Genomic DNA, 24,676 nt, shown 5'->3' on the forward strand with positions numbered 1-24,676 from the left:
GCCTTTAGGCCGTGAGATTGAGGCTTTCTGCCTCCTCCTGAGCCGTTGCATCGTTGTTCTGGGTGTCGCCCGCAAAGCCGGCGATCTTCAGTTGCGCGTCGAGCAGCAGCTTGGTGATCGTCTCGCCCTTGTCGTTCTGGTAGGTGCTGACGGAATAGATCGTCAGGCGGGTCTGGAAGCTGAGCGCATCCTCGGCCAGCTTCTCGCGCAGCTGGGCGAGCGCCTTGTCTGGTTCGCCGGTGGCCGGGGTTTTCTCGCCCTCAATGGTTTCGGCCGTCTCCTCGGCGGCAGCCGCGTCGGCGGCTTCGGCAGCGGCGATCGCCGCGGCATCACCGCTGGCCAGAATCTTGGCGGCGAGTTCCTGCGGGGTTGCCAGGTCATCCGGATCGATCACCAGCAGCGGCGTCTGGCCGCCGCCGGCAAGCGCGCCGCCGCCTGTGGACTGGATCTGCTGCTCGAAGGAGATCTTGGCGACGCTGACGGAAACCTCGCCGGTGTCCTGGTTCACCGCGATTTCCAGCGACTGTGCGACCAGCGCGGTCGACTGGCTGAAGTCGCCGTTGGACGACGTCTTGGTTACCTGGCTGAAGGCGGCAAAGCTGAGCTCGGCGGTGAAGTTCACGCCTTCCTTCAGAGCCGCCAGCACCGGCTCGACGAAGGCCTGGGTGAACTCCTGCACGGCAGCGCTATCGAAGCCGAAAGCCTTCAGCGCCTTGCCGAGATCGGTGCGGATGGTCTCCAGCGCCTGACGGATAAAGCCGCCGGCCTGGCCCAGCAGGGACCCGTTGCCGCTCTCGGCGACATCGCTGGCCGTCTCGCCGTCGTCCTGGGCCACGGCCTCCTCGACTGCCTGGGCCTGGGGTGACAGGCTGACGCGGTCGCGACCGTGACCCTGGTCGAGGTGATGACGGTCGACCTGGTGGCGCTGGCCGCGGCCTTCGCCCAGCCCGCGCGCGGCCTGGTTGGCGGCCTGCTCGGCAGAGGCGCTCTCGCCGCGCTGGAAAAGGCCCGGGAAAAGGCCGGAAAGGTCTTGCAGTGAGGAAAGCATGAAATCCTCCTCCTGAGGCGGCGCGCCGGGCCGTTTCCGGGCCCTGACGGGAAGGGACTTCCTGCCCTCCGCTGCACCCTGTGAGCCGTAATGGGTGATCCAATTAGCTCGGATTTTAGGGATCGAGGGTGAAGGAATTGTTAGCACAGGGTTTTTCCGGATTTCCGGGGCCGGCCCACCGCCGGCAACCGCAGGCTGCCGCGCGACCGCGGACCTATCGCGTGGCGGCAGCAAAGGCCGCGCAGCAAGCGCTGCCGGCGTCAGGAAAATTGATCGCCCCCGGCGGGGCGCCTAAGATGGCCGCCCAAACGGGGGACCAGCCCCCGGGAAAGAAGGGAATGCCCGGCAACGCACCGGGCCGGCACGACAAATGCCAAGACAGATGCAGGGACCGGCGTTTGGGGGAAAGCGGATCATGAGCAAGAAAGCCAAGTCGGGCAAGACGGGGGCGGGCGCGGGCGCGCTCTATCTGGAGCGGCAGGGTCCGAAGCGCTTCGCCGGCGCCGAACCGACCGGCCCGCGATGACGTGACGCCGCGCCGCGGCCGCTGCCGTGCGTGCCGCGCCGAGACCAATCTTTTCTTCCAGAAAGCCTTCCCTACCCGGTCCCCCCGAGCGGGCCATCCCCGCCCCGAGCGACAGCTCTTTCGCCCTAAGGCGCATGAATGAGAGCATGATCGGGGCGTGATCGAGCGAACAGGAATTTGACGTTGCGAACCTTTTTCAGAACCTACGTGACCGTCGTCGAGACGTTCAACCGCGGCGTCGGGCGCATCACCATGCTGATGATCTTCGCCATGATGGGGGTGCTGCTGTGGTCCTCCATCAACAAGGTCACGACCGGCATGCGCGCGCCGGAATTCTGGCCGGACGGCTGGTGGTGGCCGGTGATCCTGCCCTCGTGGTGGCCGCTGGAGGTTTCGCAGTTCATGATGGTCGCCTATTTCCTGCTGGGCGGCGCCTACTCCATGCAGCTGGGCGACCACGTGCGCATGGATCTGCTGTACGGCATGTGGTCCGACCGCACCAAGGCGGCGATGGACGTCCTCACCGTGCTGTTCCTGATCTTCTATCTCGTCCTGCTGCTGTACGGCGGCATCTCCAGCACCCAGTACGCAATCCAGTACAACGAGATCAACCCGTCGCTGTGGCGCCCGCAGATGGCGCCGATCAAGATCATCATGTGCGTCGGCATCTTTCTCATGCTGCTGCAGGCCACCGCGACCCTCATCAAGGACATCGCCCGAATAAGGGGCGAGCAATGGGGCTATCCGGAAACGCCCAGCAGCGACGCCGCGGCGGTTGAGGCCGCCAACGGGGAGCAGCGCACATGAGCTACGAACTCATTGCCGTCCTGATGTTCTCGTCGATGATGCTGATGCTGCTGACCGGGCAGCGCGTCTTCGGCGCCATCGGCTTCGTCGCCGTCGTCGCGGCCCTCGCCCTGTGGGGCACCGGCGGATCGGAACTCGCCTTCGCCTCGGCCATGAAGCTGATGAAGTGGTATCCGCTGCTGACGCTGCCGCTGTTCATCTACATGGGCTACATGCTGTCGGAGTCGGGCATCGCCGGTGACCTCTACCGCATGTTCCACGTCTGGTTCGGCGGACTGCGCGGCGGCCTTGCGGTCGGCACCATCGGGCTGATGGTGGCGATCTCCGCGATGAACGGCCTCAGCGTTGCCGGCATGGCGATCGGCGCCTCCATCGCACTGCCCGAACTGCTGCGCCGCGGCTACGACAAGATCATGGTGACCGGCGTCATCCAGGCGGGCTCCTCGCTCGGCATCCTGGTGCCGCCCAGCGTGGTGCTGGTGCTCTACGGCATGATCGCGCGCCAGCCGGTCGGTCAGTTATGGCTGGCCGGCGTGCTGCCAGGCCTGATGATGGCCGGGCTGTTCATTCTCTACATCGTCGTGCGCTGCCGCTTCCAGCCGCACCTCGGCCCGGTGCTGCCCAAGGAGGAGCGCGACCTGCCGTGGCGCGAGAAGATCGCCCTGCTGCGCGCCGGCCTGCTGCCGCTGTTCATCTTCTTCTCGATGACCGGCCTCTTCCTGCTCGGCTACACCAACCTGACGGAGAGCTCCGCCGTCGGCGCCCTGGCGGCGACGCTGGCCGCCCTCTACAAGCGCCGCCTGACGATGCGCGTGCTGGAGGAAACCCTGCGCAAGACGCTGGGCATCACCTGCATGTTCATGTGGATCATCCTCGCCGCGCTCTGCTTCGGCGCCGTCTTCGACGGCCTCGGCGCGGTGAAGGCCATCGAGGGCTTCTTCGTCGACCGCCTGGGCCTGACGCCCTGGGAGATCCTGATCCTGATGCAGCTCAGCTACCTCATCATGGGGACCTTCCTGGACGACACCGCCATGCTGGTGATCGTCGCGCCGCTCTACGTGCCGCTGGTCGGTGTGCTGGGCTTCGACCTTATCTGGTACGGCATCCTCTACACCATCACCTGCCAGATCGCCTACATGACGCCGCCCTTCGGCTACAACCTCTTCCTGATGCGCGCCATGGCGCCGAAGGAGGTGACGCTGATCGACATTTACCGCTCCATCGTTCCTTTCGTCGCGGTGATGATCCTGGGCCTCATCATCGTCATGGCCTTCCCGCAGATCGCCCTCTGGCTGCCGCAGTCGTTCCGGCTGGCGGGTTAGCAAAACCGCGTGCTCTTGCCTCACCCTTCGAGACGGCGCTTTCGCGCCTCCTCGGGGTGAGGCAAAGGCGGGCCACAACTGCCGCGTTCGCAAAGATCCGGCGTAGCACGGCAGCGGGCGCATAGCTGCTATTCACCCCGCCCCCGCGGCGCTTTCGCCCATTGACCGCCCCACGGAATTTTGCCTCACTGCGGCCTTCGATTTTCCTGCCCGGCGGCCCCGCTTCCGAGAGTTCGGTCCAGGGCGCCCACTTGACCGAGGTTTCCGCTCATGCCTTCCGACAGCTCGCTCGACAAAGCCCAGACCCTGGCCGAAAACCTGAAGGGCAACTGGAACTATCCGACCCAGATGATCTTCGGCCCCGGCCGCATCAAGAACCTGGGCCAGGCCTGCAAGGCGCTGGGCATGAGCCGCCCGCTGCTGGTCACCGATCCGGGCCTGGCCGGCCTGCCGATGGTGAAGGATGCGGTCGCCGCCAACGAGGCGGAGGGGCTGCCCACCGGGCTGTTCTCGGCGGTGAAACCGAACCCGGTCGGCAAGAACGTCGACGAGGGCGTGACGGCTTACAAGGACGGCGGCCACGACGGCGTCATCGCCTTCGGCGGCGGCTCGGGCCTGGACTGCGCCAAGGCGGTCGCCCTGATGGTCGGCCAGTCCCGTCCGCTGTGGGACTTCGAGGACAAGGGCGACAACTGGAAGCGCGTCGATCCGGCGGGCGTCGCCCCCATCGTCGCCGTGCCGACCACCGCCGGCACCGGCTCTGAGGTCGGCCGCGCCTCGGTCATCGTCGACGAGGCGACCCACACCAAGAAGATCATCTTCCACCCGAAGATGCTGCCCGCCACGGTGATCTCCGACCCCGAACTGACCGTCGGCCTGCCGCCGCACATCACCGCCGCCACCGGCATGGACGCCCTCGCCCACTGCATCGAGGCCTACTGCGCGCCGGGCTACCACCCGATGGCCGAGGGCATCGCCGTGGAAGGCATGAGGCTGGTGAAGGACTGGCTGCCCAAGGCGGTGAAGGACGGCAAGGACCTGGCCGCGCGCGCCCACATGCTGGCCGCGGCCTCCATGGGCGCCACCGCCTTCCAGAAGGGCCTCGGCGCGATCCACTCCCTGAGCCACCCGGTGGGCGCGCTCTACGACACCCACCACGGACTCACCAACGCCGTCTTCATGCCCTACGTCTTGGCCTTCAACCGCCCGGCCATCGAGGACCGCATGGTCCGCCTGGCCGCCTACCTGGGCCTCAAGAACCCCTCGTTCAACGCGGTGCAGGACTGGATCCTGGCGCTGCGCGAGGAACTGAAGATCCCGGCCAAGCTGGACGGCCTGGGCGTCGACGGCGCCCGCATCGACGAGATCGCGGAGATGGCCGCCGAGGACCCGACGGCGCCGACCAATCCCATTCCCGCGGGCGCGGCGGAGATGCGCCAGATGTTCGAAGCGGCCCTGGAGGGCCGAGTCTGAAATTTCGGGCCGAGTCCGGCCGGTAATTTTCTTTCACTGGAAAGCAGCAGGGGCGTCTCTTCCGAAAACGGCGGAGGCGCCCTTTTTAACGATCCGTCTATTTTGCCGGGGCCCTGATCTTCTTATTGAATACTTAAACACAACGGCCGAGGTTTGAAGACAGGCAAGACCTGCGCAACAAGGCAGGCGCCGAGAACGGGGCACCATTGATGAGGTTGTCATGTCTGTTTTCGAGCACCGGGAATTCGACGGCCACGAGCAGGTCGTCTTCTGTCACGACCCCGCGAGCGGCCTGAAGGCCATCATCGCCATCCACAACACCAACATCGGGCCCGCGCTGGGCGGCTGCCGCATGTGGCCCTATGCCAGCGAGGAAGCGGCGGTCACCGACGCGCTGCGGCTTTCACGCGGCATGACCTACAAGTCGGCCCTGGCCGGCCTTTCCTACGGCGGCGGCAAGTCGGTCATCATCGGCGATCCGCGCCGGGACAAGTCGGACGCGCTGTTCCGCGCCATGGGGCGCTACGTCGACAGCCTCGGCGGGCGCTACACCGTGGCCGAGGACGTCGGCATCTCGGTGCCCGACGTCGAGATCATGGCCAAAGAAACCGCGCACGTTGCCGGTGTCGCCGCCGGCGGCGTCGGCGATCCCTCCCCCGCCACCGCCTACGGCGTCTACAAGGGCATCCAGGCCGCCGCGAAGCACCGCCTCGGCGTCGATACTTTGCGCGGCCTGCGCGTCGCCGTGCAGGGCGTCGGCCACGTCGGCTACTACCTCTGCCGCCACCTGGCCGCCGAAGGCGCCGAGCTGGTGGTCGCCGACATCGCCCAGGACTCGCTGGACCGCGTCGTGCGCGAGTTCGACGCTCACGTTGTGGCGCCCGAGGCCATCGCCGCCGCGGCGGTCGACATCTACGCACCCTGCGCGCTGGGGGCCACCATCAACGACGCGAGCCTGCCGCAGCTGAAGGCGAAGATCGTCGCCGGCTCGGCCAACAACCAGCTCGCCGAGGCACGCCACGGGGAAGCACTGCGCAAGCGCGGCATCCTCTACGCGCCGGACTACGTGATCAATGCCGGCGGCGTCATCGTCATCAGCCACGAAGGCCCCGCCTACGACGAATCGAAAGCCTTCGCCCACGTGGCACAGATCCACGACACCCTGCTGGAAATCTTCCGCCGCGCCGACGCCCACAAGGTCGCGACCTCTGAAGCCGCCGACCGTTTGGCGGAGGAACGCTTCAGGAAGTCGCCGGTAAGGGAAAGGCGGACGGCGGCGGCCTAAGTCACCTCCGGCGCCGCTTCCCCCTCACCCAGCTTCATCTAAGCTCGGCTTCGCCTCGCTAAGACTGCGCAACCCTCTCCCACGGTGGGGAGAGGGTTCTTCTTAGCGCGACACCCCCTCCTGCAGCGACATCAGCGACGCGTTGCCGCCGGCCGCGGTCGTGTCGATGGAGAGGCTCTTTTCCGTCGCGAAGCGGTAGAGGTAGCGCGGGCCGCCGGCCTTGGGTCCGGTACCAGACAGGCCCTGCCCGCCGAAGGGCTGCACGCCGACCACGGCGCCGATCATGTTGCGGTTCACGTAGGTGTTGCCGACCGGCAAGCGGCGGAAGACCTGCTCCACCGTGGAGTCGATACGGCTGTGCACGCCCAGCGTCAGGCCGTAGCCGGTATCGGCGATGGCGTCGAGCACCTGGTCGAGGCGGTCGGCGCGGTAGCGCACCACGTGGAGGATCGGGCCGAAGACCTCGCGCTCCAGCACGTCGATGCCGGCGATTTCGTAGGCCGCCGGCGCAATGAAGCTGCCGTGCGCGCAAGCGTTGGGCAGCGCGACCTCGTAAATGAGCGTCGCCTCGCGCGCCATTTTCGCCTTGTGGGCCTCGAGCACCTTCTTCGCGTCCTCGTCGATCACCGGGCCAACGTCGGTGGACAGCAGGGCGGGATCGCCGACGACGAGTTCTTCCATGGCGCCCTTCAGCATCTTCAGCATCTTGTCGGCGACGTCCGACTGCACGAAGAGCACGCGCAGCGCCGAGCAGCGCTGCCCAGCGCTCTGGAACGACGAGGTCAACACATCTTCCACCACCTGCTCAGGCAGGGCGGTGGAGTCGACCAGCATGGCGTTCTGCCCGCCGGTCTCGGCGATCAGAGGCACGATGGGCCCCTCGCGCTCGGCCAGGGCCTTATTGATGAGCCGCGCGGTCTCGGTGGAGCCGGTGAAGGCGACACCCGCGACACGGCGGTCGCGCACCAGCGGCGCGGCGATGGTCGGGCCGTCACCGGGCAGCAGGTGCAGCACGTCGCCGGGCACGCCGGCCTGGTGCAGCAGCTTCACCGCCTCGGCGGCGATGAGCCCGGTCTGTTCGGCGGGCTTGGCGATGACCGCGTTGCCGGCGGCCAGCGCCGCCGCAACCTGGCCGGTGAAGATCGCCAGCGGGAAGTTCCACGGCGAGATGCAGAGGAAGACGCCGCGCCCGTGCAGCGAGAGCTCGTTGCGCTCTCCCGTCGGGCCCGGCAGCGGCGTCGGCGGGCCGAAGTCGGCCCTGGCTCTTGCACCGTAGTAGCGCAGGAAGTCGACCGCCTCGCGCACCTCGGCGACACCGTCGCCCAGCGCCTTGCCGGCCTCGCGCTGGCAAAAGGCGATGAGGCGCGGCATCTGCGCGGTCATCAGCTGCGCCGCACGCTCCAGACAGGCGGCGCGCTCGGCGGCCGGGGTGCGGTCCCAGGCCGCCGCAGCGCGCGCGGCACGGGCCAGCGCGTCCTCCGCCTGCGCCGGATCGGCCCAGGCGATATGGCCGACGACCTCGCGCCGGTCCGCCGGGTTGGTGACGTCGCGCCATTCGCCTTTCAGCGGCGCGCCGCCGACCACGGGCCCCGCCTCCCAGGGCTCGGCGCGCGCGGAGTCGATGGCCTGCTGCAGCGCCTCGAGGCTGCGCGGGTCGTTCAGGTCGACGCCTTCGGAATTCTTGCGCTCCGGCTGGAAGAGATCGGCCGGCAGCGGAATGCCCGGATGCGGAATCTGGCTGACGCTGCGCAGCTTCAGGGCGGGGTCGGCGATGATCTCGTCGATCGGCAGCTTCTCGTCCTGGATGCGGTTCACGAAGGAGGAGTTGGCGCCGTTCTCCAGCAGACGGCGCACGAGGTAGGCGAGCAGGTCCTCGTGACTGCCGACCGGCGCGTAGATTCGGCAGGGATGATCGAGCTTCTCCGGCCCGACGATCTGCTGATAGAGCGCCTCGCCCATGCCGTGGAGGCGCTGGAACTCATAGTCCTTTCTGTTGCCCGCGGCTTCCAGGATCCAGGCGACCGAGTGCGCGTTGTGGGTCGCGAACTGCGGATAGAAGGCGTCTGGATCAGATAACAGCCGCTTCACGCAGGCGAGATAGGAGAGATCGGTCGCGGCCTTGCGGGTGAACACGGGATAGCCGTCGAGCCCAAGCTCCTGCGCCAGCTTCACCTCGCTGTCCCAGTAGGCGCCCTTCACCAGGCGCACCATGAGGCGGCGCTTGTGGCGTTTGGCCATGTCCGCCAGCCAGTCGAGCAGCGGCAGCGCGCGCTTCTGGTAGGCCTGCACCGCGAGGCCGAAGCCGTTCCAGCCGGCGAGGTCCGGATCGCCGGACACAGCCTCGATGACGTCGATTGATAGATCGAGGCGGTCGGCCTCCTCCGCATCCACCGTGAGGCCGATGTCCGCCGCCTTGGCCTCCAGCGCCAGCGCCTTCAGCTGCGGCACCAGTTCGGCCATCACCCGCTCGCGCTGAGCGAAGAGATAGCGCGGGTGCAGCGCCGAGAGCTTGATCGAGATGCCCGGGGCATCGATGGGTCCTCTTCCCGCCGCCACCTTGCCGATGGCGGCGATGGCCTTGCGGTAGGATTCGAAGTAGCGCCTGGCGTCGGCCATGGTGTGGGCGGCCTCGCCCAGCATGTCGTAGGAGTAGCGATAGCCTTTCTTCTCGTTGGCCTTGGCGCGCTCCAGCGCCTCCTCGATGGTGCGGCCCATGACGAACTGACGCCCGAGGATGCGCATGGCCTGGGTCACCGCGCGGCGGATCACCGGCTCGCCCGACTTCTGCACCATATTGCGCAGGGTACCGGTGAGGTCGCGCACGTCGTCGCGGCGCAGCTTCACTACCCGGCCGGTGAGCATGAGGGCCCAGGTCGAGGCATTGACGAACAGCGAGTCGGAATGGCCGAGGTGCGCCTCCCAGTCGGCGTCGGCGATCTTGTCCTTGATCAGCTTGTCGACGGTCAGCGAGTCGGGCACCCGCAGCAGCGCCTCGGCAAGGCACATGAGCACCACGCCCTCGCGGCTGGAGAGTTCGAACTCATGCAGGAAGGCGTCCAGCCCGCCGAGCCCCACGCGCTCGCGGCGCACCGCGGCGACCAGACGCCGCGACGCGTCGGCGATGCGGTCCTGCGCGTCGTGCGGCAGCGCGGCGGCATCGAGCAGCGCGCGCACCACCGCGGCCTCGTCCTTGCGCAGGTGATCGCGCAGCTTGGCGCGCAGCGGGTCCACCGCCGAGGCTTGTTTGTCGACAATCATGTCCCGGCTCCCCATCACCCTGTTTCCCGCCTTCGTGAGGCCTTGCGCGACTGTCCCGCCGATTCCCGGGCCCGTCAAGAAAAGCGGGCTCTAGCAAAGCGGCGCGAGCGCATTGATAGCACGCCGAGCCGCCGGGTTGCAGCCCTTGACGGCCACTCAACCGCACCGGCCTGCCTAGACATGCCGTGCATGGACAGCCCCGCCGCGCCGCTCTAGTCTTACCGGCCTCATCCGGCGGGGAGCGCGGCTTTCCGCCGCCGGCCGGAAGAGAGCGCGGCTTTACGCCGCCGGCTGTCGCGCAGTAGGGCGCGTTGCAGGCCTATCACAGGGAAGAAGAAAGGGAGACTCATGGCAAGGTGGATGAATACAGGTCGCTTCAAGGCTCTGGCGGCCGCGACGGGCATCGCGGTGCTGGCGACGACGGCGATGGCATCGGCGGCCTCGGCCGACGCGATCGACGACATCCGCAAGCGCGGCAAGCTGATCGTCGGTGTGAAGGCGGACTACGCGCCTTACGGCTTCCTCAACAGCGACGGCAAAATCGTCGGCCTGGAGCCGGACCTGGCGCAGGACGTGGCCGACGTGCTGGGCGTGTCGCTGGAGCTGGTGCCGGTGGTCTCCTCCAACCGCATGCAGTTCCTGGAGCAGGGCAAGATCGACCTGATGATCGCCACCATGACCGATACCGCCGAGCGGCGCGGCGTGGTCGAAATCGTCGATCCGAACTACTACTCCTCGGGCACCAACATCCTGACCAAGGGCAACTTCGCCAAGTGGGAGGACCTCAAAGGGGCGCCGGTCTGCGGCATCCAGGGCGCCTTCTACAACCGCAAGACCTCGGAGGAGTTCGGCGCCGAGATCGTCGCCTTCAAGGGCACGGCCGAAGCGCTGACGGCCCTGCAGCAGAACCGCTGCGTCGCCTTCGTCTACGACGACAGCTTCATCGTCTCGCGCCTGGCCGAGGCCGACTGGGAAGGCTGGAAGATGCCGCTGCCGACCATCGACGACGCGCCGTGGGGCCTCGCCGTCGCCAAGGGCCAGGACGCCTTTGCGGCGCTGATGTCCGGCATGGTGGTGAAGTGGCACCTCTCCGGCCGCATCGTCGAGCTGGAGCAGAAGTACGGCCTGGAGCCGACACCCTTCGCCAAGAAGATGCACGAGACGTTCGTTGGCGTGAACCCGAAGATCGAGCGCTGATTGTTCCCCTCTCCCCCCAATGCCATTTGGGCGGGAGAGGGTTGCGCAGGTAACCTGTCACCCCCGGGCTTGACCCGGGGGTCCATGGGGCCGCTGGCCCGATACCCGGATGCCGTTGCAATGATACCCGAGTCCCGTGCTTCAAGGACGCGGTCCGCAGCGGCGGAACGACGGATGCCCGGGTCAAGCCCAGGCATGACAGAAAAAGAAACTTAGGGGGCCCGAGGCAAGGGTGGAAGCCGTCTACGAATGGTTCCGGGTGTTCTACCAGGACACCGGCATCAACCTCACCTTCATCTACGACAGCTACGACCGGAACCGCCTGCTCGCCGGCTTCTGGACGACGGTGTGGCTGTCGCTGGTCTGCCTCGCGCTCTCGGTCGTCATCGGCGTGATCGGCGCCTGGGCGCAGGGCGCGCGCTCGCGCGCGCTGCGCTGGTGCGTCGCCGCCTACATCGAATTCTTCCGCAACACGCCGCCGCTGGTGCAGCTCTATTTCTTCTACTTCGCCATCGGCTCGATCATGCCGACCACGACCAACCGTTTCGGCCTGGAAGAGCCGGTCCTGAACAACGTCGCCTGGGCGATCATCTCGCTGTCGTTCTTCGCCGGCGCCTTCAACGTGGAGATCTTCCGCTCCGGCATCGAGGCGGTGCCGGAGTCGACCAAGGAGGCCGCCGAGGCGCTGGGCTACACGCGGCTGCAGACCTACCTGGAGATCGTGCTGCCGCTGGCCTTCCGCGTCTGCCTGCCGTCGCTGAACAACAACCTGGTGAACCTGGTTAAGACCACCACGCTGGCCTATGCGATCGCCGTGCCGGAGATGCTGTACCAGGCCAACCAGATCTGGTCGGACTCGGTGAACGTGCCGGAGATGATGACCTTCCTGCTGATCGCCTACGTGTTTCTCGTCGGCGTGCTGGTGTGGGGCATGAACCGCTGGGAGCGCTCGATGCGCCTGCCCGGGTTCGGATCGTGAGGGCCGGGAGATGAAGCGCATCCCCTTCGGCACCACCGACCTGCCCGTGCTGCTGCCCGCGGCCGCGCGTCTTCAGGCAGCCGCCAGGCGGGACAGAGAGGCCGGCGGCCCGCTGCCGCGCCTGAGGGCACGCCACGGCCTGTGGCTCGCCGCCCTCTGCCTGCTCTCCGCCGGCGTCGCTGACGCCCAGATGGGAACGGGGGCCGGCGGCGAAGCCCGGCGCAGCGCCTTTGCCGCCCTCATCGACTGGGCGCCGCTGCTGCTGGATGGATTCCTCTTCAACATCGCGATCTCCTTCCTCGCCATGGCGGGGGGCACCGCCGTCGGCGCCGTGCTGGGGCTCATGCAGGTCTCGCTGCTGCCGCCGGTGCGCTTCGGCTCGTGGTTCGTCACCCAGTTCTTCCGCAACGCGCCCTGGCTGGTGCTGCTGTTCTTCTGCATGTTCCTGCTGCCTTTCGAGTTCGACCTCGGTTTCGTGGTGATCCCCTTCCCCGACTGGGTGAAGGCGACGCTGGGGCTCTCGCTGCCGGTCATGGCCAACGTCTCCGAGGTCGTGCGCGGCGCCGTGCAGTCGCTGCCATCGGGCCAGTGGGAGGCCGCCGAATCGCTCGCCTTCTCGCGGCGCCAGACGCTGTGGGAGATCATCCTGCCGCAGTGCGTGAAACGCATGCTGCCGCCGTGGATGAACCTCTACGCCATCCTCACCATGGCGACCGTGCTGGCCTCCATCGTCGGCGTCTCCGAGATGATGACCCAGACGGGCCGCGCGCTGGCCGCCGAGAACCGGCCGGAGCTGCTGATCCCCTTCTACAGCTTCGTCCTGGTCTGCTTCTTCGCCTACTGCTACCCCATCGCCGTGGCGACTCGCCGCCTGGAGCGCCGCTACCAGGTGAAGCTGTGATGAGGGAAGCTGTGATAATGGAGGCAGTTCCCCCCTCTCCCTTGATGGGAGAGGGTCGGGGTGAGGGTGACTCTCGATGCATGAATAAGAGTCGATCGCCGGCAAAGCCCCCTCACCTAAATCCTCTCCCACAAGGGGAGAGGACTTTCTGTTGCGGCGGCGCTGTCGCCAGCGCCTGCGAAGCCTGAGAGAATGCCCATGACCACCGCCCCCGCCACCGCCTGGACCCCCGAGCAGCCCATCGTCTCCTGCCGCGACGTGCACAAGTCGTTCGGCACGCTGGAGGTGCTGAAGGGCATCTCGCTGGACCTCATGAAGGGCGACGTGGTCTGCGTCATCGGGCCTTCGGGCTCCGGCAAGTCGACCTTCATCCGCTGCATCAACGCGCTCACCCCCATCGACAAGGGCTCCATTAAGGTGGAGGGCCAGGAGGTCCATGACCCCCGGCTCGACAAGCTGGCGCTGCGCCGCAAGGTCGGCATGGTGTTTCAGCAGTACAACCTCTTCCCGCACAAGACGGCGCTGCAGAACGTGATGATGGCGCCCATCAAGGTGCTGAAAGAGGACCGCCGCGAGGTCGAGGAGCGTGCCCGCGCGCTCATTCGCAAGGTGCGCCTGGAAGGCAAGGAGGACGCCTACCCCGGCGAGCTCTCCGGCGGCCAGCAGCAGCGCGTCGCCATCGCCCGTTCGCTGGCCATGCGCCCCGACGTCATGCTGTTCGACGAGGTGACCGCGGCGCTCGACCCCGAGACGGTGAAGGAGGTGCTGGTCACCATCCGCCAGCTCGCCGAGGAAGGCATGACCTGCATCCTGGTCACCCACGAAATGGGCTTCGCCCGCGAACTGGCCGACCACATCTACTTCACCGACCGCGGCGTGATCGTGGAGCACGGCCCGCCCGCGACCTTCTTCAAGGAAGCGAAGGACCCGCGGACACGGGAGTTTTTGAGCCAGATTTTGTGACCGCCTCCCCTCGCCGGCATCCCGGACAAACGAGGAAAGCGCGCGCGATCCGGGAACCATCGTGGAGCCAGACGCCATGCCCCTGCCGTCTTTAATTGTCTCCGATAGCGCTGGGCGCCGCGCGTTCCTCGCAGCCCTCGCATGCGCGGCGTTCTGCCCCGCGCTTGCCGGCCCGGCCCGTGCCGAGGAGATCGACTGGAAGAACGGCACGCTCGGCCACCTGGCACCGCACATCGGCACCTACCGCTACGACGCCGTGCTCGGCGACCCGGCGGTGAAGGCGGCGCTGGAAAAGCTGGCCGGCGCCGACCTGCCCGTCATCGTCGCGAATCTCGCAGTGGCCGGACCGATCGACTTCGTCGGCGGCCACCTGGTGCTGCGCGGCCTCGCCCCGCACCAGGGCGGCGAGGAAGAGGCCATGGTGCTGGTGAAGATCTACGACGGCAGCGTCCGCGCCGGCCTGCTGCACGACGGCCGCCTGCGGCTCTTCGCCCCGGACGAGCGCTACAGCTACCTGCCCGATCCCCTGAAGGACTTCGCCCGCCCGCGCGACGCGGGCGTCTCCCCGAGCGTACCGCCGCCCGGCGTCGAATGGCTGCGCGAGCCGCAGGGGTGAGGACGGGAGCGACGCTCGCGTTCTGAAACATCGCGCTGGAAGGCTGAGTCCCAAAATGGATCTCGTTTCCACCACCCACCCCGCAATCGCGCTGCCGCGCGGTTCGGGTGTGCGCTATACTCCGATCCCCTCGCCGGGTTTGTTTCCCTCCTTGTTCAGCGCGGCCGTGCCCGTGCCGGCCCATGCGGTTGAGAGCAGTTCCTTGCTCTCCACAACCTTTTTGAGAGGGGGACCCGGTTCATGCGCGCTTCCGTTCTGTTTTTCGCCCTCGCGCTCTGTCTTGTCGGGTGGAGCGATGCGGCGGGCGCCCAAGCAACATCAAACCAAGCCAGCCCACTCGTTGGCACCTGGACGGCCGAGGACCCGGCAACCGGCCAGCAGGAACAGCTGATCATCACGGCCAATACCCTGCAGTTCGGCGCCGATGAGCCGGAGATCCCCTACACCGCGCAGGGCAGCGGCGGGTTCTACGAGATCTTCATCGGTGGGCCGGGCAATCCGCCGGCCCGCTTCACCTTCCGCGATGCCGACAACGCCGAGCTGGCCATCCCCGGCGGGCCGACCATCGCGCTGGTTCGCGCGCCAGAGGCACCGGCGGCGACCGCGGCCGGCCCGGCCGGCAGCGACGCCGCGGCGCCTGGCGCCGGCGAGGGCACCGGAGAGAGCGTCGCCAGCGTGATGGACGAGCTGACCGCCGCGCTGGTGCCCTACGGGGTCGCCACCCGCTTCGAACCGCTGAACCGGAGCCTGGAGCAGTTGCTGTCGGAGGGCTGGCAGTTGGACCAGGCGGCCGGGGCCTCGGGCGCCTACACTCTGCTGCTGCGCAACGGCAAGAGCCACGCTCTGTGCATGCTGGTGCCGAAGAACCTCGGCCAGGCGGACACCGCGCTGAGCGACTGCCGCCGTCTCAACTGAAACCCTTCTCGCAGCACGCCGTCGCCGGCCGGATTCTGTGAGCATAATCCTCCTTCTCGCCGCAGCGGCGGGTGTGAGCCCGCCTTCTTCGCGCCAGCGGTTCGTTTCATCCCTTGTCACGGGTGAAACGGAGGCAAGGGGGGCGGCATAGTTGCTTTTGCTGCGCGCCGTGACGATATTCGGTGCGTCCCTTCCCAGCCGCCTTCACGGGGGCTTAACCCAAGAAATGAGAGACTGGGGATGCCGGACGAACCGGCGCCGGCCCGCGCGACCGCCGTGGGGAGCCGCGGCGCCTGGATGACCTGAGCTACACCCGAGAGACCATGACCGTTCTGCCCTGCCCTCCTGCGCCGCAGCGCGTGCCGCACGAGCGCCCCGCGAACGAAGAGGCGCCGGCGCAGCACATGCAGCAGGAGCACCCGGCCACGCCGAAACGGCCGACCCTGCGCGGCCTGCTGTGGCCGCTGGGGCTGCTGACCGCCGGGCTGGTCGCCGTCATCCTGGTGCTGCTGCTGTTCGCCGCGCGCGAGCAGAACGAGCTGGCGCGCAAGGCCTCCGAACACCTGGCCACGGCCGCGCTGAACAGCGGCCGCGCCGACATCGAGAGCAATACGCGTGACTATGCCTTCTGGGACGACGCGGCCGACAAGCTGGTGCTCACGCTGGACGAGGCCTGGGCCGACGCCAACATCGGCACCTGGGCCTACGAGGGCCTGGAGATGGATGCCACCCTGCTGCTGGACGGCCAGGGCGGGGTGGTCTACGCCATGGCGGACGGCGAGCGGCTGGACGCAGAGATCCTGCAGCGGGTGAGCGAGGGCCTCGGCCCGCTTACCGAGGCGGCCCGTGTGGCGGACCCCGGCAGTGTCGGCGTCGCGCTGAGCGGCTACGTGGTGTTCGACGGCGCCATCGCGCTGGCGGCCGCCGCCCCGATCTCGTGGCAAGACGGGCGCCGGGCGACCCAGCGCGGCGGTGCGCAAAGCGTGCTGGTCTACCTGCAGCGCCTGGACAGCGGCACCCTCGCGGCCCTGGAAGAGAGCTTCCTGCTGACCGGCCTGCACCTGACCGGCCCCGGCACGACAGCCGATACCGCCCAAGCCGACGCCGCCGCCGACACGGCCAGCGTGACGCTGTTCTCCTACGACAGCCGGCCGCTCGCCCGCCTCGTCTGGACGGCCGAACAGCCGGGCTTCCTCATGCTGCACCCGCTGCTGCTGCCCGGCACGGCGGCCGCCCTGATCGGGCTGGGGCTGCTGGGCGTCGTCATCCGCCGCACAGCGCACACCATGCGCCAGCTGGAGGCCAGCCACGCGGCCCTGCAGCAGCAGGCCGCCGCCCTGGCCGGCGCGCGCGACCGCGCCGAGCAGCAGCACCGCACCGAGGCCGAGCTGCGCCACAGCGCCGTCGCCGCCAGCCGCGCCAAGTCGGAATTCCTGGCCCTGGTCAGCCACGAACTGCGCACGCCGCTGAACGCCATCCTCGGCTTCTCGGAAAGCATCGCGACCCAGGCCTTCGGCCAGGGCGTCAACGACCGCTACCGCAACTACGCCGAACACATCCACGAGAGCGGCAGCCACCTGCTGTCGATCATCAACGACATCCTCGATCTCTCCAAGATCGAGGCCGGGCGCTACGAGCTGCATGAGGAAGAGATCGAGCTCGGCGACCTGCTGGGACGCTGCGTCGCCCTGCTGCGCGAGCGCGCCGCGACGCGCGGCGTCATCCTCGCCTGCCCGCAGACCGACATCCGCCTGTGGGCGGACGCGCGCGCGCTGAAGCAGATCGTCTTCAACCTGATGTCCAACGCCATCAAGTTCACCGGGCCGGGCGGCCGCGTCGAGCTCAGCGCCGGCGGCGACGGTGCGGGCATCCGCATCGCCGTCAGCGACACCGGCATCGGCATGAGCGCGGAAGACCTGGCCCGCGCGCTGCAGCCCTTCGGCCAGGCCGCCTCCGCCCACACCCGCACGGTCGAGGGCACCGGCCTGGGCCTCAACGTGACCCAGGCGCTGGCGCAGCTGCACGGCGGCCGCCTCGCCATCCATTCGACAGCGGGCGAGGGCACCACCGCCGTGGTGCAGCTGCCGGCCACCCGTCGCCTGCCGTCGCGCCCGGCCGCCGCTCCCGGGGCCTCGGCCTGAGGCCCTATTTTTCTCGCCGCCGCGGGCCGCGCTTCAGGCAACCGTAAGCTTCATCTCCGATCCTCGCGCGATGGATTACCTTCGGCGATTCCATCCGGCCCTGATCTGCTCTAGAGTTCCGGAACTCGCGCTTACGTTGCACACCATCGACATCGCTTCGTCGTTCGAAAGGCGCCACCTCCCCCCATGTCATCTGGCACATCCGGAACCTTCGATCTCGCCGCCATCCTGGCCGAACGCCGGGGAGAAAAGTATGCGCTGAACGAGACCTACCTCAATGCGCAGCTGGTGCGGGTGCTGAAGACCCTGGGCTACGACGTGAACTTCGTGCGCGGCGAAGGCCCGCACCTCTACGACGCGGCCGGGCGGCGCTACCTCGACCTGCTGAGCGGCTTCGGCGTCTTCGCTCTGGGGCGCAACCACCCGGCCGTCGTCGCCGCACTGCACCAGGTCCTGGATGCGCAGCTGCCCGGGCTGGTGCAGCTCGACGTCTCGCTGCTGGCCGGCGTGCTGGCGGAGAAGCTGCTGGCGAAGATGCCGGGGCTGGAGCGCCTGTTCTTCTGCAATTCCGGCACCGAGGCGGTCGAGGCCGCCATCAAGTTCGCCCGCATGGCGACCGGCAAGCCGCGCATCCTCTATTGCAACCACGCCTTCCACGGGCTCACCACCGGCGCGCTGTCGTTGAACGGCAGCGAGCTGTTCCGCAAGGGCTTCGGCCCGCTGCTGCCGGAGTGCGTAAAGGTTCCCTTCAACGACCTGCCGGCCCTGGAGGCGGCGCTGAAGCAGGGTGCCCGGGAAGGCGGTGTGGCCGCCTTCATCGTCGAGCCGATCCAGGGCAAGGGCGTCTACATGCCCGACGACGCCTACCTGGCCGAGGCCGCGCGCCTGTGCAGGCGGCATAGCGTCCTCTTCATCGCCGACGAAATCCAGACCGGGCTGGGACGCAGCGGGCGCTTCCTCGCCTGCGAACACTGGAACGTCGAGCCGGACATAGTGCTGCTGGCCAAGGCGCTCTCCGGCGGCTTCGTGCCGGTCGGCGCCGTCGCCATGAAGCACTGGATCTTCGCCAAGCTGTTCGACCGCATGGACCGTGCGCTGGTGCACGGCTCCACCTTCGGCAAGAACGACATGGCCATGGCCGCCGGCATCGCCACGCTGGAGACCCTGGACGCGGAGAAGCTGGTCGAGAAGGCGGACACCACCGGCAAGGCGCTGATGAGCGAGCTGACCGCGCTGAAGGACAAGTACGAGCTGTTGAAGGACGTGCGCGGCAAGGGCCTGATGATCGGTCTGGAATTCGGCCCGCCCTCGTCGCTGAAGCCGGGCGGCCTGAAGCTGAAAGCCGCCTGGCACCTGCTGGACACGGCCCGGCGCGGCCTGTTCTGCCAGATGGTGCTGATCCCGCTGCTGCGCGATCACCAGGTCCTCTGCCAGGTTTCCGGCGACGACAACTACATCATCAAGCTGCTGCCGACGCTGACCATCGACGCGGCCGACCGGCGGTGGATCGTCGAGGCCTTCGACGACGTGATCGGCGACTGCCACCAGATCGGCGGCGCCGTGTGGGACCTCGGCCGTTCGCTCGCGAAGCACGGGCTCAAGAACAAGGCCGGCTGACGTCTGTTTATTCAGGCACCGCCGAGACGCGGTGGGCGACACCGGCGGCGAGCATCTCCTGGATCGTGGGGAACCACAGGCCGTCGTGCGGGGTGACGAAGACCTGCGCACGGAACCCGGCCGAGATGCCCTGGGCTTCGTAGAAGGCGAGATCCTTGCTCATCTCGGCCGCCTCGTCGCCGAGATACGCCGGATATCCGGCATTCATCGAATGCTGATGAAACCCGAGCCGCCCCTGAGGCCCCAAGACCCGAGTCCTGCCGGCGATGAAGACGGTGGTGCAGGCCGAACTGCACTGGCCGAAAACGAAAGTGTCGAGACCGTGGCGCTGGATCAACCTGGCCATGCCGCGCGCTTCGTAGACGTGGCCGCCGGGACCGTCGAGAACGATGCCGCGAATCTGGGGGTTGTCCTGCAGCAGAGCCGTCAGCTTCCGGGTCGCGCCCAGTTCCAAAGTGCCCGCGAAACGCAGCAGGGTCGAGTCGCCGGGATCAGGCGCCAGCACGTAGCGGGCGGCGCGGTCACGCTCCCGCGCCAGGTATGCCGGCTCGTCCGCCGGCCCCTGGAACAGAACCAGGAAAGCGCCGATCGCGCTGGTCAGGGTGACGGCGATCGCCCCGACGATGCCGATGTAGGTAATGATGGTCACACCGCCGGTGCCGGCATCGTTCTGGTAGGCGTCGCAGGCCCGCACCACGCCGATGACCTGCCAGGCGAAGACGACGCCATGGAAGAGCAGCGCGAAGGAAACGGTCGCGACGGCCACCACAGCCGGATCCTCGAGGAAGGGCGGACGGGTGAACGGCTCGAGCTTCAGAATTGCCACGCGCAGCAGAACCAGGTTGATCCAGAACGACCAGGCCAGCGAATGCCGCCCCTGCCAGTGGGCACGCAGATAGCCGGCGAGAAATCCGGACCCTTGGGCTAGCGGTGCGCTTGTCATGCTTTCCCGTCACGCATCGTCCCAGCTTAGCAAATTTTCCCGTCCGGGCCTTGTCCCTTCGCCCGCCAATGGTCTCAAGGCCGAGGCCGGCGCGGCGTGATCCCGCAGCCCGGGCGGCACCGGGACGGCGCGCGGAGGTGTCAAGCGTTAACGGCGCTCTACCCCCGGTAGGAAACACCTCTTCTTTGCCTCGCTTCCGTCAAAGAATCGCCGCAACTGCTAGCGAAGTTTAGACGTTACGGTGCTAATGCTTTCTCCCAGAGCTTCACCCGGGGCTTCTGAATGCCGACAACGGCTGTCTTTTCCTTGCCGAAGGAGGCGGCGCCCAAGATCAAGGCGCTGTTCGACTATTGGCGATCGATCCATCCGGCGCCGGCTGGAGGAGGCGGATCTTTGCCCAGGCTCCTGCCGGGGCGCCAGCATCTCGATCCCATCGACATTCCCGAGTTGCTGCCCAACATCTGGATGATCGACGTGCTGCGCGAGCCCGAGGGTGGCGATATCCCGCGCTTCCGGTTCCGCCTGATCGGCACGGAGATCGTGAAGTTCACGGGGCGCGACGCCACCGGCAAGCCGCTCGATGCGGTCTATCCCGACTACCCCAACACCGAGGCCTTCCGCTTCCACCGCGCGGTGGCCGAGAACGGCGAACCCGGCTACCGCAGGAGCGGCGTGCTGTCCAACCCGGGACGCGATTTCGTGGAGGCCGAGCGCCTCTACCTGCCGCTCGCCGAGGACGGCAGGACCGTCGACATCATCCTGGTGATGACCCTCTACCAGGGCGATCCGCCGCGGCGGTAGCGCGGCGCCTCTTCTTAGAAATGTCGCGACCCTTCAGTGGAAGTCTCGCGACTTGGGCATCGGGTTCACGTCGCGCGGGTGGCGGCGGATATCCGGGCGCTGGTCGCGGGTCGGGCGCTTCACCTCGTCGGCGCGCGCGGCGTCGGACTTCAGGCCGGCGAGGCGGTCGGTCATGTCGACCAGATCCTCGGCGACGACGTGGATCACCAAGCCCTCGCGCTGCAGCCGGCCGCTGACGGCGAGCAAACTCGATTTCAGAACGACGGCGCGGTAGGCCTCGAAGACCTGGGGCCAGATGATGACGTTGGCGACGCCGGTCTCGTCCTCCAGGGTCGCGAAGATGACGCCGCTGGCGCTGCCCGGACGCTGGCGCACCAGCACGAGGCCCGCCACCCGCACGCGGCTGCCGGGCTTCAGCTCGGACAGCTGCATGGATTCCACGACACCTTCCTGCGCCAGGGTTTCGCGCAAAAAGGCGAGCGGATGCGCCTTCAGAGAAAGGCGCAGCGAGAGATAGTCGTCGACGACGTGTTCGCTCAAGGCCATCTTCGGCAAGGCGACGGCCGGCTCGGCGCCGCGGTCCTCGATGCCGGCAGCGGCGAAGAGCGGCAGCGGTGCGCTTTTCTTCTTTTCGCCGGGCAGGCGCTTCACCGCCCACAGCGCCTCGCGCCGCGCAAGTCCTTGCGAGCGGAAGGCATCGGCGCGCGCCAGCGCCTCCAGCGCCAGGGGCTTCAGCCCGGCGCGGCGCCAGACCGACAAGGGATCGGGATAGCCCTCGTCTCTTTGTGCGACAAGCGCGTTGGCATCGTCTTCGGAAAGCCCCTTCACCTGGCGCAGGCCCAGACGCAGCGCGTAGCCCTGGCGGTCGCTGGCGGGTTCGAGCGTGCAGTCCCACGCGCTGAAGTTCACGTCGGGCGCGCGGATCTCGACGCCGTGCTCGCGGGCATCGCGGATGAGCTGTGCCGGCGCGTAGAAACCCATGGGCTGGCTGTTCAGCAGCGCGGCGGCGAAGACCGCCGGATAGTGGTGCTTCATCCAGGCGGAGACGTAGACCAGCAGGGCGAAGCTCGCCGCGTGGCTCTCGGGGAAGCCATAGGTGCCGAAGCCCTCGATCTGCTTGAAGCAACGCGCGGCGAAGTCCTCGCTGTAGCCGTTCGCCCCCATGCCGGCGATGAACTTGTCGCGGAAGGTGTGGATGGTGCCGAGGCGCTTGAAGGTCGCCATGGCGCGGCGCAGCCGGTCGGCCTCGGCCGGCGCGAAACCGGCGCCGACGATGGCGATCTGCATCGCCTGCTCCTGGAACAGCGGCACGCCCAAGGTTTTTTCCAGCACGCGGCGCAGGGCATCGGAGGGATACTCGACCTTCTCCTTGCCGTCGCGCCGGCGCAAGTAGGGATGCACCATGTCGCCCTGGATCGGTCCCGGCCGCACGATGGCGACCTCGATGACGAGATCGTAGAACTCGCGCGGCTTCAGGCGCGGCAGCATGGACATCTGTGCGCGGCTTTCGACCTGGAATACGCCGATGGAATCGGCGCGGCTGAGCATCTCGTAGACTGCAGGGTCTTCGGCGGGCACCGCAGCGAGCGTGAGGTCGCGGCCGTAATGCCGGCGCAACAGCTCGAAGCCCTTGCGCAGGCAGGTCAGCATGCCGAGCGCCAGCACGTCGACCTTGAGAATGCCCAGCGCGTCGAGGTCGTCCTTGTCCCATTCGATGACCGTGCGGTCCTGCATCGCCGCGTTCTCGATGGGGACCACTTCGCATAAAGGGCTCTGGGTCATGACGAAGCCGCCGACATGCTGCGAGAGGTGGCGCGGAAAACCGACCAGCATGTGGGTCAGCGCCAGCGCCTGGGCGAGGCGGCGATCGTTCGGGTCGAGCCCCAGCTCGCGCACCGAAGCCTCCTCGACGCCCTCCTTGCTCCAGCCCCAGATGGCACCGGCCAGGGCCGCGACGGTATCGGCGGAAAGCCCCATGGCCTTGCCGACCTCGCGCATCGCCCCGCGGGTGCGGTAGCAGATGACGGTGGCGGTCAGCGCCGTGCGCTCGCGCCCGTACTTGGCGTAGATGTACTGCATCACCTCCTCGCGGCGCTCGTGCTCGAAATCGACGTCGATGTCCGGCGGCTCCTGCCGCTCCGCGGAGACGAAGCGCTCGAACAGCAGATCCATGCGCGCCGGGTCGACCTCGGTGATTCCCAGGCAAAAGCAGACCGCCGAGTTGGCCGCCGAGCCGCGCCCCTGGCAAAGAATGTCCTGCGAACGGGCAAAGCGCACCACGTCCTCCACCGTGAGGAAGAAAGGCGCGTAGTCGAGGCGGCCGATGAGGCCGAGCTCGTGGCGGATCGCCCGCTGCACGCCCTCGGGCACGCCCCCCGGATAGCGATCGTTCGGATAGCGGCGCGCGGCGCCTTCCCAGGTGAGGTGTTCCAGTTCCTGCTGCGGCGTGCGGCCACCGCTGGTCAGCTCCTCCGGATAGTCGTGGGACAGTTCGTCGAGCGAGAAGCGGCAGCGTTCGGCGATCTCCAGCGTGTTGGCCAGCGCCTCCGGATAGCTGCGGAAAAGATGTGCCATCTCCTCTGTCTTTTTCAGATGGCGCTCGGCATTGCCGTCCAGGCGGTACCCCGCGGCATCGATGGTGCAGTGCTCGCGGATGCAGGTGACGACATCGAGCAGCGGCTTGCGCGAGGCCACGTGCAGGCGCACGTCGTTGCAGGCGGCAAGGCCGACGCCGGCCTCTTTCGCAAGGGCGGCCAGCGCGGCGAGGCGGCGGTGGTCATCGCCCCGGTAAAGCGCGCGGGCACCGAGATAGACGCTGCCGGGAAAGGCGGCGGCAAGCTCATGCAGCCCCTCCGCCACATCGCCGTCCGGCAGCACGACGAAGACCTGGCCGCCCCCGTGGGCAATGACGTCGTCCAGCGAGAAAATACAATCGCCCTTCGCCGCCCGCCGCTTGCCGAGGGTGAGCAGGCGGCAGAGCCGCGCGTAGGCGGCGCGGTCAGTCGGAAAACACAGCAGTTCGGGGCCGGCTGCAGGAACGAGGCGCGCACCGACCAGCAGGCGGAAGCTTTCGCCGCGTGCCACCAGCTCCTTCACCGCGACATGGGCGCGCACCACGCCGGCCAGCGAGTTGCGGTCGGCAAGGGCGATGCCCGGCAGCGCCAGCGCGGCGGCGGCCAGCACCAGCTCTTCCGGATGCGAGCCCGCGCGCAGGAAGGAGAAGTTGCTCGTCACTTCGAGCGGGAAGTAGTCGGGGGGCGGTGTTCTTTTTTTCATGGGCGGTGTGGTTGCGGCGACATCCCCCTCACCCAGCTTCGTCTAAGCGCGAACGCTGTTCGCGCAAGACTTCGTAGCCCTCTCCCTCCAGGGGAGAGGGCAAATCAAAATCCCCTCTCCCCTCTGTGGGAGAGGGTTGTGAAGCCTTAGTGAGGTCGAAGACCGAACTTAGGCGGAGCTGGGTGAGGGGGATCACGGTTTCTCCAATGTTTCGAGAATCCGCATCAACACGCCCTCCATGTTTTCCAGCAGCTCGAAGTTCCAGAAACGCAGCACGCGGAAGCCGCGGCTTTCAAGCCAGAGCGTGCGCTCCTGGTCGCGTGCGCGGCGCTGGTCGTCGCCGTGCGGTGAGCCATCGAGTTCGACCACGAGGCGTTCGTCGTAGCAGCAGAAGTCAACGATGTAGCGCCCCAGCGGCACCTGGCGTCGGAACTTGTGCCCTTCCAGCCGGCGGTTGCGCAGACGCGACCAAAGCTTTTGCTCCACTGTCGTCTGGCTGCGTCTCAGTGCACGTGCTTGCGACATCGTTGCCCCTCACCCAGCTTCGCGTAATCGCGTGGAACGCGCTAACGCTGCGCATCCCTCTCCCACGGAGGGGAGAGGGAAAC

At 67.7% G+C, this 24,676-nt stretch carries 18 protein-coding genes; 13 read left to right on the forward strand and 5 right to left on the reverse strand.

Annotation, left to right across the window (positions count from 1 at the left end; all coding sequences use genetic code 11):
* Positions 1 to 4 precede the first annotated feature (4 nt).
* Positions 5 to 1,048 (reverse strand): hypothetical protein, encoded by a 1,044-nt coding sequence (locus tag WDC82_RS10995; RefSeq protein WP_340117351.1) that lies wholly within the window; start codon positions 1,046 to 1,048, stop codon positions 5 to 7.
* A 709-nt stretch (positions 1,049 to 1,757) separates the two neighbouring features.
* On the opposite strand from WDC82_RS10995, the gene WDC82_RS11000 reads away from it, so the two are divergent.
* The 4 genes from WDC82_RS11000 to WDC82_RS11015 all read left to right on the forward strand — a co-directional run bounded on the left by WDC82_RS11000 (position 1,758) and on the right by WDC82_RS11015 (position 6,461).
* A complete protein-coding gene (locus WDC82_RS11000) occupies positions 1,758 to 2,381 on the forward strand; it encodes a TRAP transporter small permease subunit (protein ID WP_340117353.1) in 624 nt (207 codons plus the stop codon).
* On the forward strand, positions 2,378 to 3,703 hold the full coding sequence (locus WDC82_RS11005) for a TRAP transporter large permease subunit (RefSeq protein ID WP_340117355.1): 1,326 nt from the start codon (positions 2,378 to 2,380) through the stop codon (positions 3,701 to 3,703). The genes WDC82_RS11000 and WDC82_RS11005 overlap by 4 nt, the downstream gene beginning before the upstream one ends.
* A 270-nt stretch (positions 3,704 to 3,973) precedes the next feature.
* Entirely contained in the window at positions 3,974 to 5,176 is a 1,203-nt protein-coding gene (locus tag WDC82_RS11010; protein WP_340117356.1) for an iron-containing alcohol dehydrogenase, read from the forward strand.
* Between the two features lie 220 nt (positions 5,177 to 5,396).
* The gene (locus tag WDC82_RS11015; RefSeq protein ID WP_340117357.1) at positions 5,397 to 6,461 is read left to right on the forward strand and encodes a Glu/Leu/Phe/Val dehydrogenase dimerization domain-containing protein; all 1,065 of its coding nucleotides are present in this window, start codon (positions 5,397 to 5,399) and stop codon (positions 6,459 to 6,461) included.
* 102 nt (positions 6,462 to 6,563) lie between these two features.
* Here WDC82_RS11015 and putA read toward each other — a convergent pair whose 3' ends face one another.
* Entirely contained in the window at positions 6,564 to 9,719 is a 3,156-nt protein-coding gene (gene putA / locus WDC82_RS11020) for a bifunctional proline dehydrogenase/L-glutamate gamma-semialdehyde dehydrogenase PutA (protein ID WP_340117358.1), read from the reverse strand.
* 360 nt (positions 9,720 to 10,079) lie between these two features.
* Here putA and WDC82_RS11025 point away from each other — a divergent pair, with 360 nt between their 5' ends.
* The 8 genes from WDC82_RS11025 to WDC82_RS11060 all read left to right on the forward strand — a co-directional run bounded on the left by WDC82_RS11025 (position 10,080) and on the right by WDC82_RS11060 (position 19,048).
* Positions 10,080 to 10,916, forward strand: coding sequence for a transporter substrate-binding domain-containing protein (locus tag WDC82_RS11025; protein ID WP_340117359.1), 837 nt, complete (start codon positions 10,080 to 10,082; stop codon positions 10,914 to 10,916).
* A gap of 232 nt (positions 10,917 to 11,148) precedes the next feature.
* The gene (locus tag WDC82_RS11030; protein WP_340117360.1) at positions 11,149 to 11,895 is read left to right on the forward strand and encodes an amino acid ABC transporter permease; all 747 of its coding nucleotides are present in this window, start codon (positions 11,149 to 11,151) and stop codon (positions 11,893 to 11,895) included.
* Between the two features lie 10 nt (positions 11,896 to 11,905).
* Complete coding sequence (locus tag WDC82_RS11035) at positions 11,906 to 12,796, forward strand: amino acid ABC transporter permease (protein WP_340117361.1); 891 nt, start codon at positions 11,906 to 11,908, stop codon at positions 12,794 to 12,796.
* 240 nt (positions 12,797 to 13,036) lie between these two features.
* Positions 13,037 to 13,759, forward strand: a complete 723-nt coding sequence (locus tag WDC82_RS11040) for an amino acid ABC transporter ATP-binding protein (RefSeq protein WP_370661547.1) — start codon at positions 13,037 to 13,039, stop codon at positions 13,757 to 13,759.
* 76 nt (positions 13,760 to 13,835) lie between these two features.
* The gene (locus WDC82_RS11045) at positions 13,836 to 14,375 is read left to right on the forward strand and encodes a hypothetical protein (protein ID WP_340117363.1); all 540 of its coding nucleotides are present in this window, start codon (positions 13,836 to 13,838) and stop codon (positions 14,373 to 14,375) included.
* A gap of 240 nt (positions 14,376 to 14,615) precedes the next feature.
* The gene (locus WDC82_RS11050) at positions 14,616 to 15,290 is read left to right on the forward strand and encodes a hypothetical protein (protein ID WP_340117364.1); all 675 of its coding nucleotides are present in this window, start codon (positions 14,616 to 14,618) and stop codon (positions 15,288 to 15,290) included.
* 323 nt (positions 15,291 to 15,613) lie between these two features.
* Positions 15,614 to 17,431 (forward strand): ATP-binding protein, encoded by a 1,818-nt coding sequence (locus tag WDC82_RS11055; RefSeq protein ID WP_340117365.1) that lies wholly within the window; start codon positions 15,614 to 15,616, stop codon positions 17,429 to 17,431.
* Between the two features lie 186 nt (positions 17,432 to 17,617).
* Positions 17,618 to 19,048 (forward strand): aspartate aminotransferase family protein, encoded by a 1,431-nt coding sequence (locus WDC82_RS11060; RefSeq protein ID WP_340117366.1) that lies wholly within the window; start codon positions 17,618 to 17,620, stop codon positions 19,046 to 19,048.
* A 7-nt stretch (positions 19,049 to 19,055) separates the two neighbouring features.
* On the opposite strand, the gene WDC82_RS11065 is transcribed toward WDC82_RS11060, so the two are convergent.
* The gene (locus WDC82_RS11065) at positions 19,056 to 19,991 is read right to left on the reverse strand and encodes a hypothetical protein (RefSeq protein WP_340117368.1); all 936 of its coding nucleotides are present in this window, start codon (positions 19,989 to 19,991) and stop codon (positions 19,056 to 19,058) included.
* A gap of 282 nt (positions 19,992 to 20,273) precedes the next feature.
* Here WDC82_RS11065 and WDC82_RS11070 point away from each other — a divergent pair, with 282 nt between their 5' ends.
* On the forward strand, positions 20,274 to 20,792 hold the full coding sequence (locus tag WDC82_RS11070) for a PAS domain-containing protein (protein ID WP_340117369.1): 519 nt from the start codon (positions 20,274 to 20,276) through the stop codon (positions 20,790 to 20,792).
* A gap of 33 nt (positions 20,793 to 20,825) precedes the next feature.
* On the opposite strand, the gene WDC82_RS11075 is transcribed toward WDC82_RS11070, so the two are convergent.
* A complete protein-coding gene (locus WDC82_RS11075) occupies positions 20,826 to 24,068 on the reverse strand; it encodes an error-prone DNA polymerase (RefSeq protein WP_340117370.1) in 3,243 nt (1,080 codons plus the stop codon).
* Between the two features lie 192 nt (positions 24,069 to 24,260).
* Positions 24,261 to 24,593, reverse strand: coding sequence for a DUF559 domain-containing protein (locus WDC82_RS11080; protein ID WP_340117371.1), 333 nt, complete (start codon positions 24,591 to 24,593; stop codon positions 24,261 to 24,263).
* Positions 24,594 to 24,676: the final 83 nt, after the last annotated feature.

Origin of the sequence: Pelagibius sp. 7325, assembly GCF_037652055.1 — a bacterium.
In the GTDB taxonomy this organism is placed as follows: Bacteria; Pseudomonadota; Alphaproteobacteria; order Kiloniellales; family Kiloniellaceae; genus Pelagibius.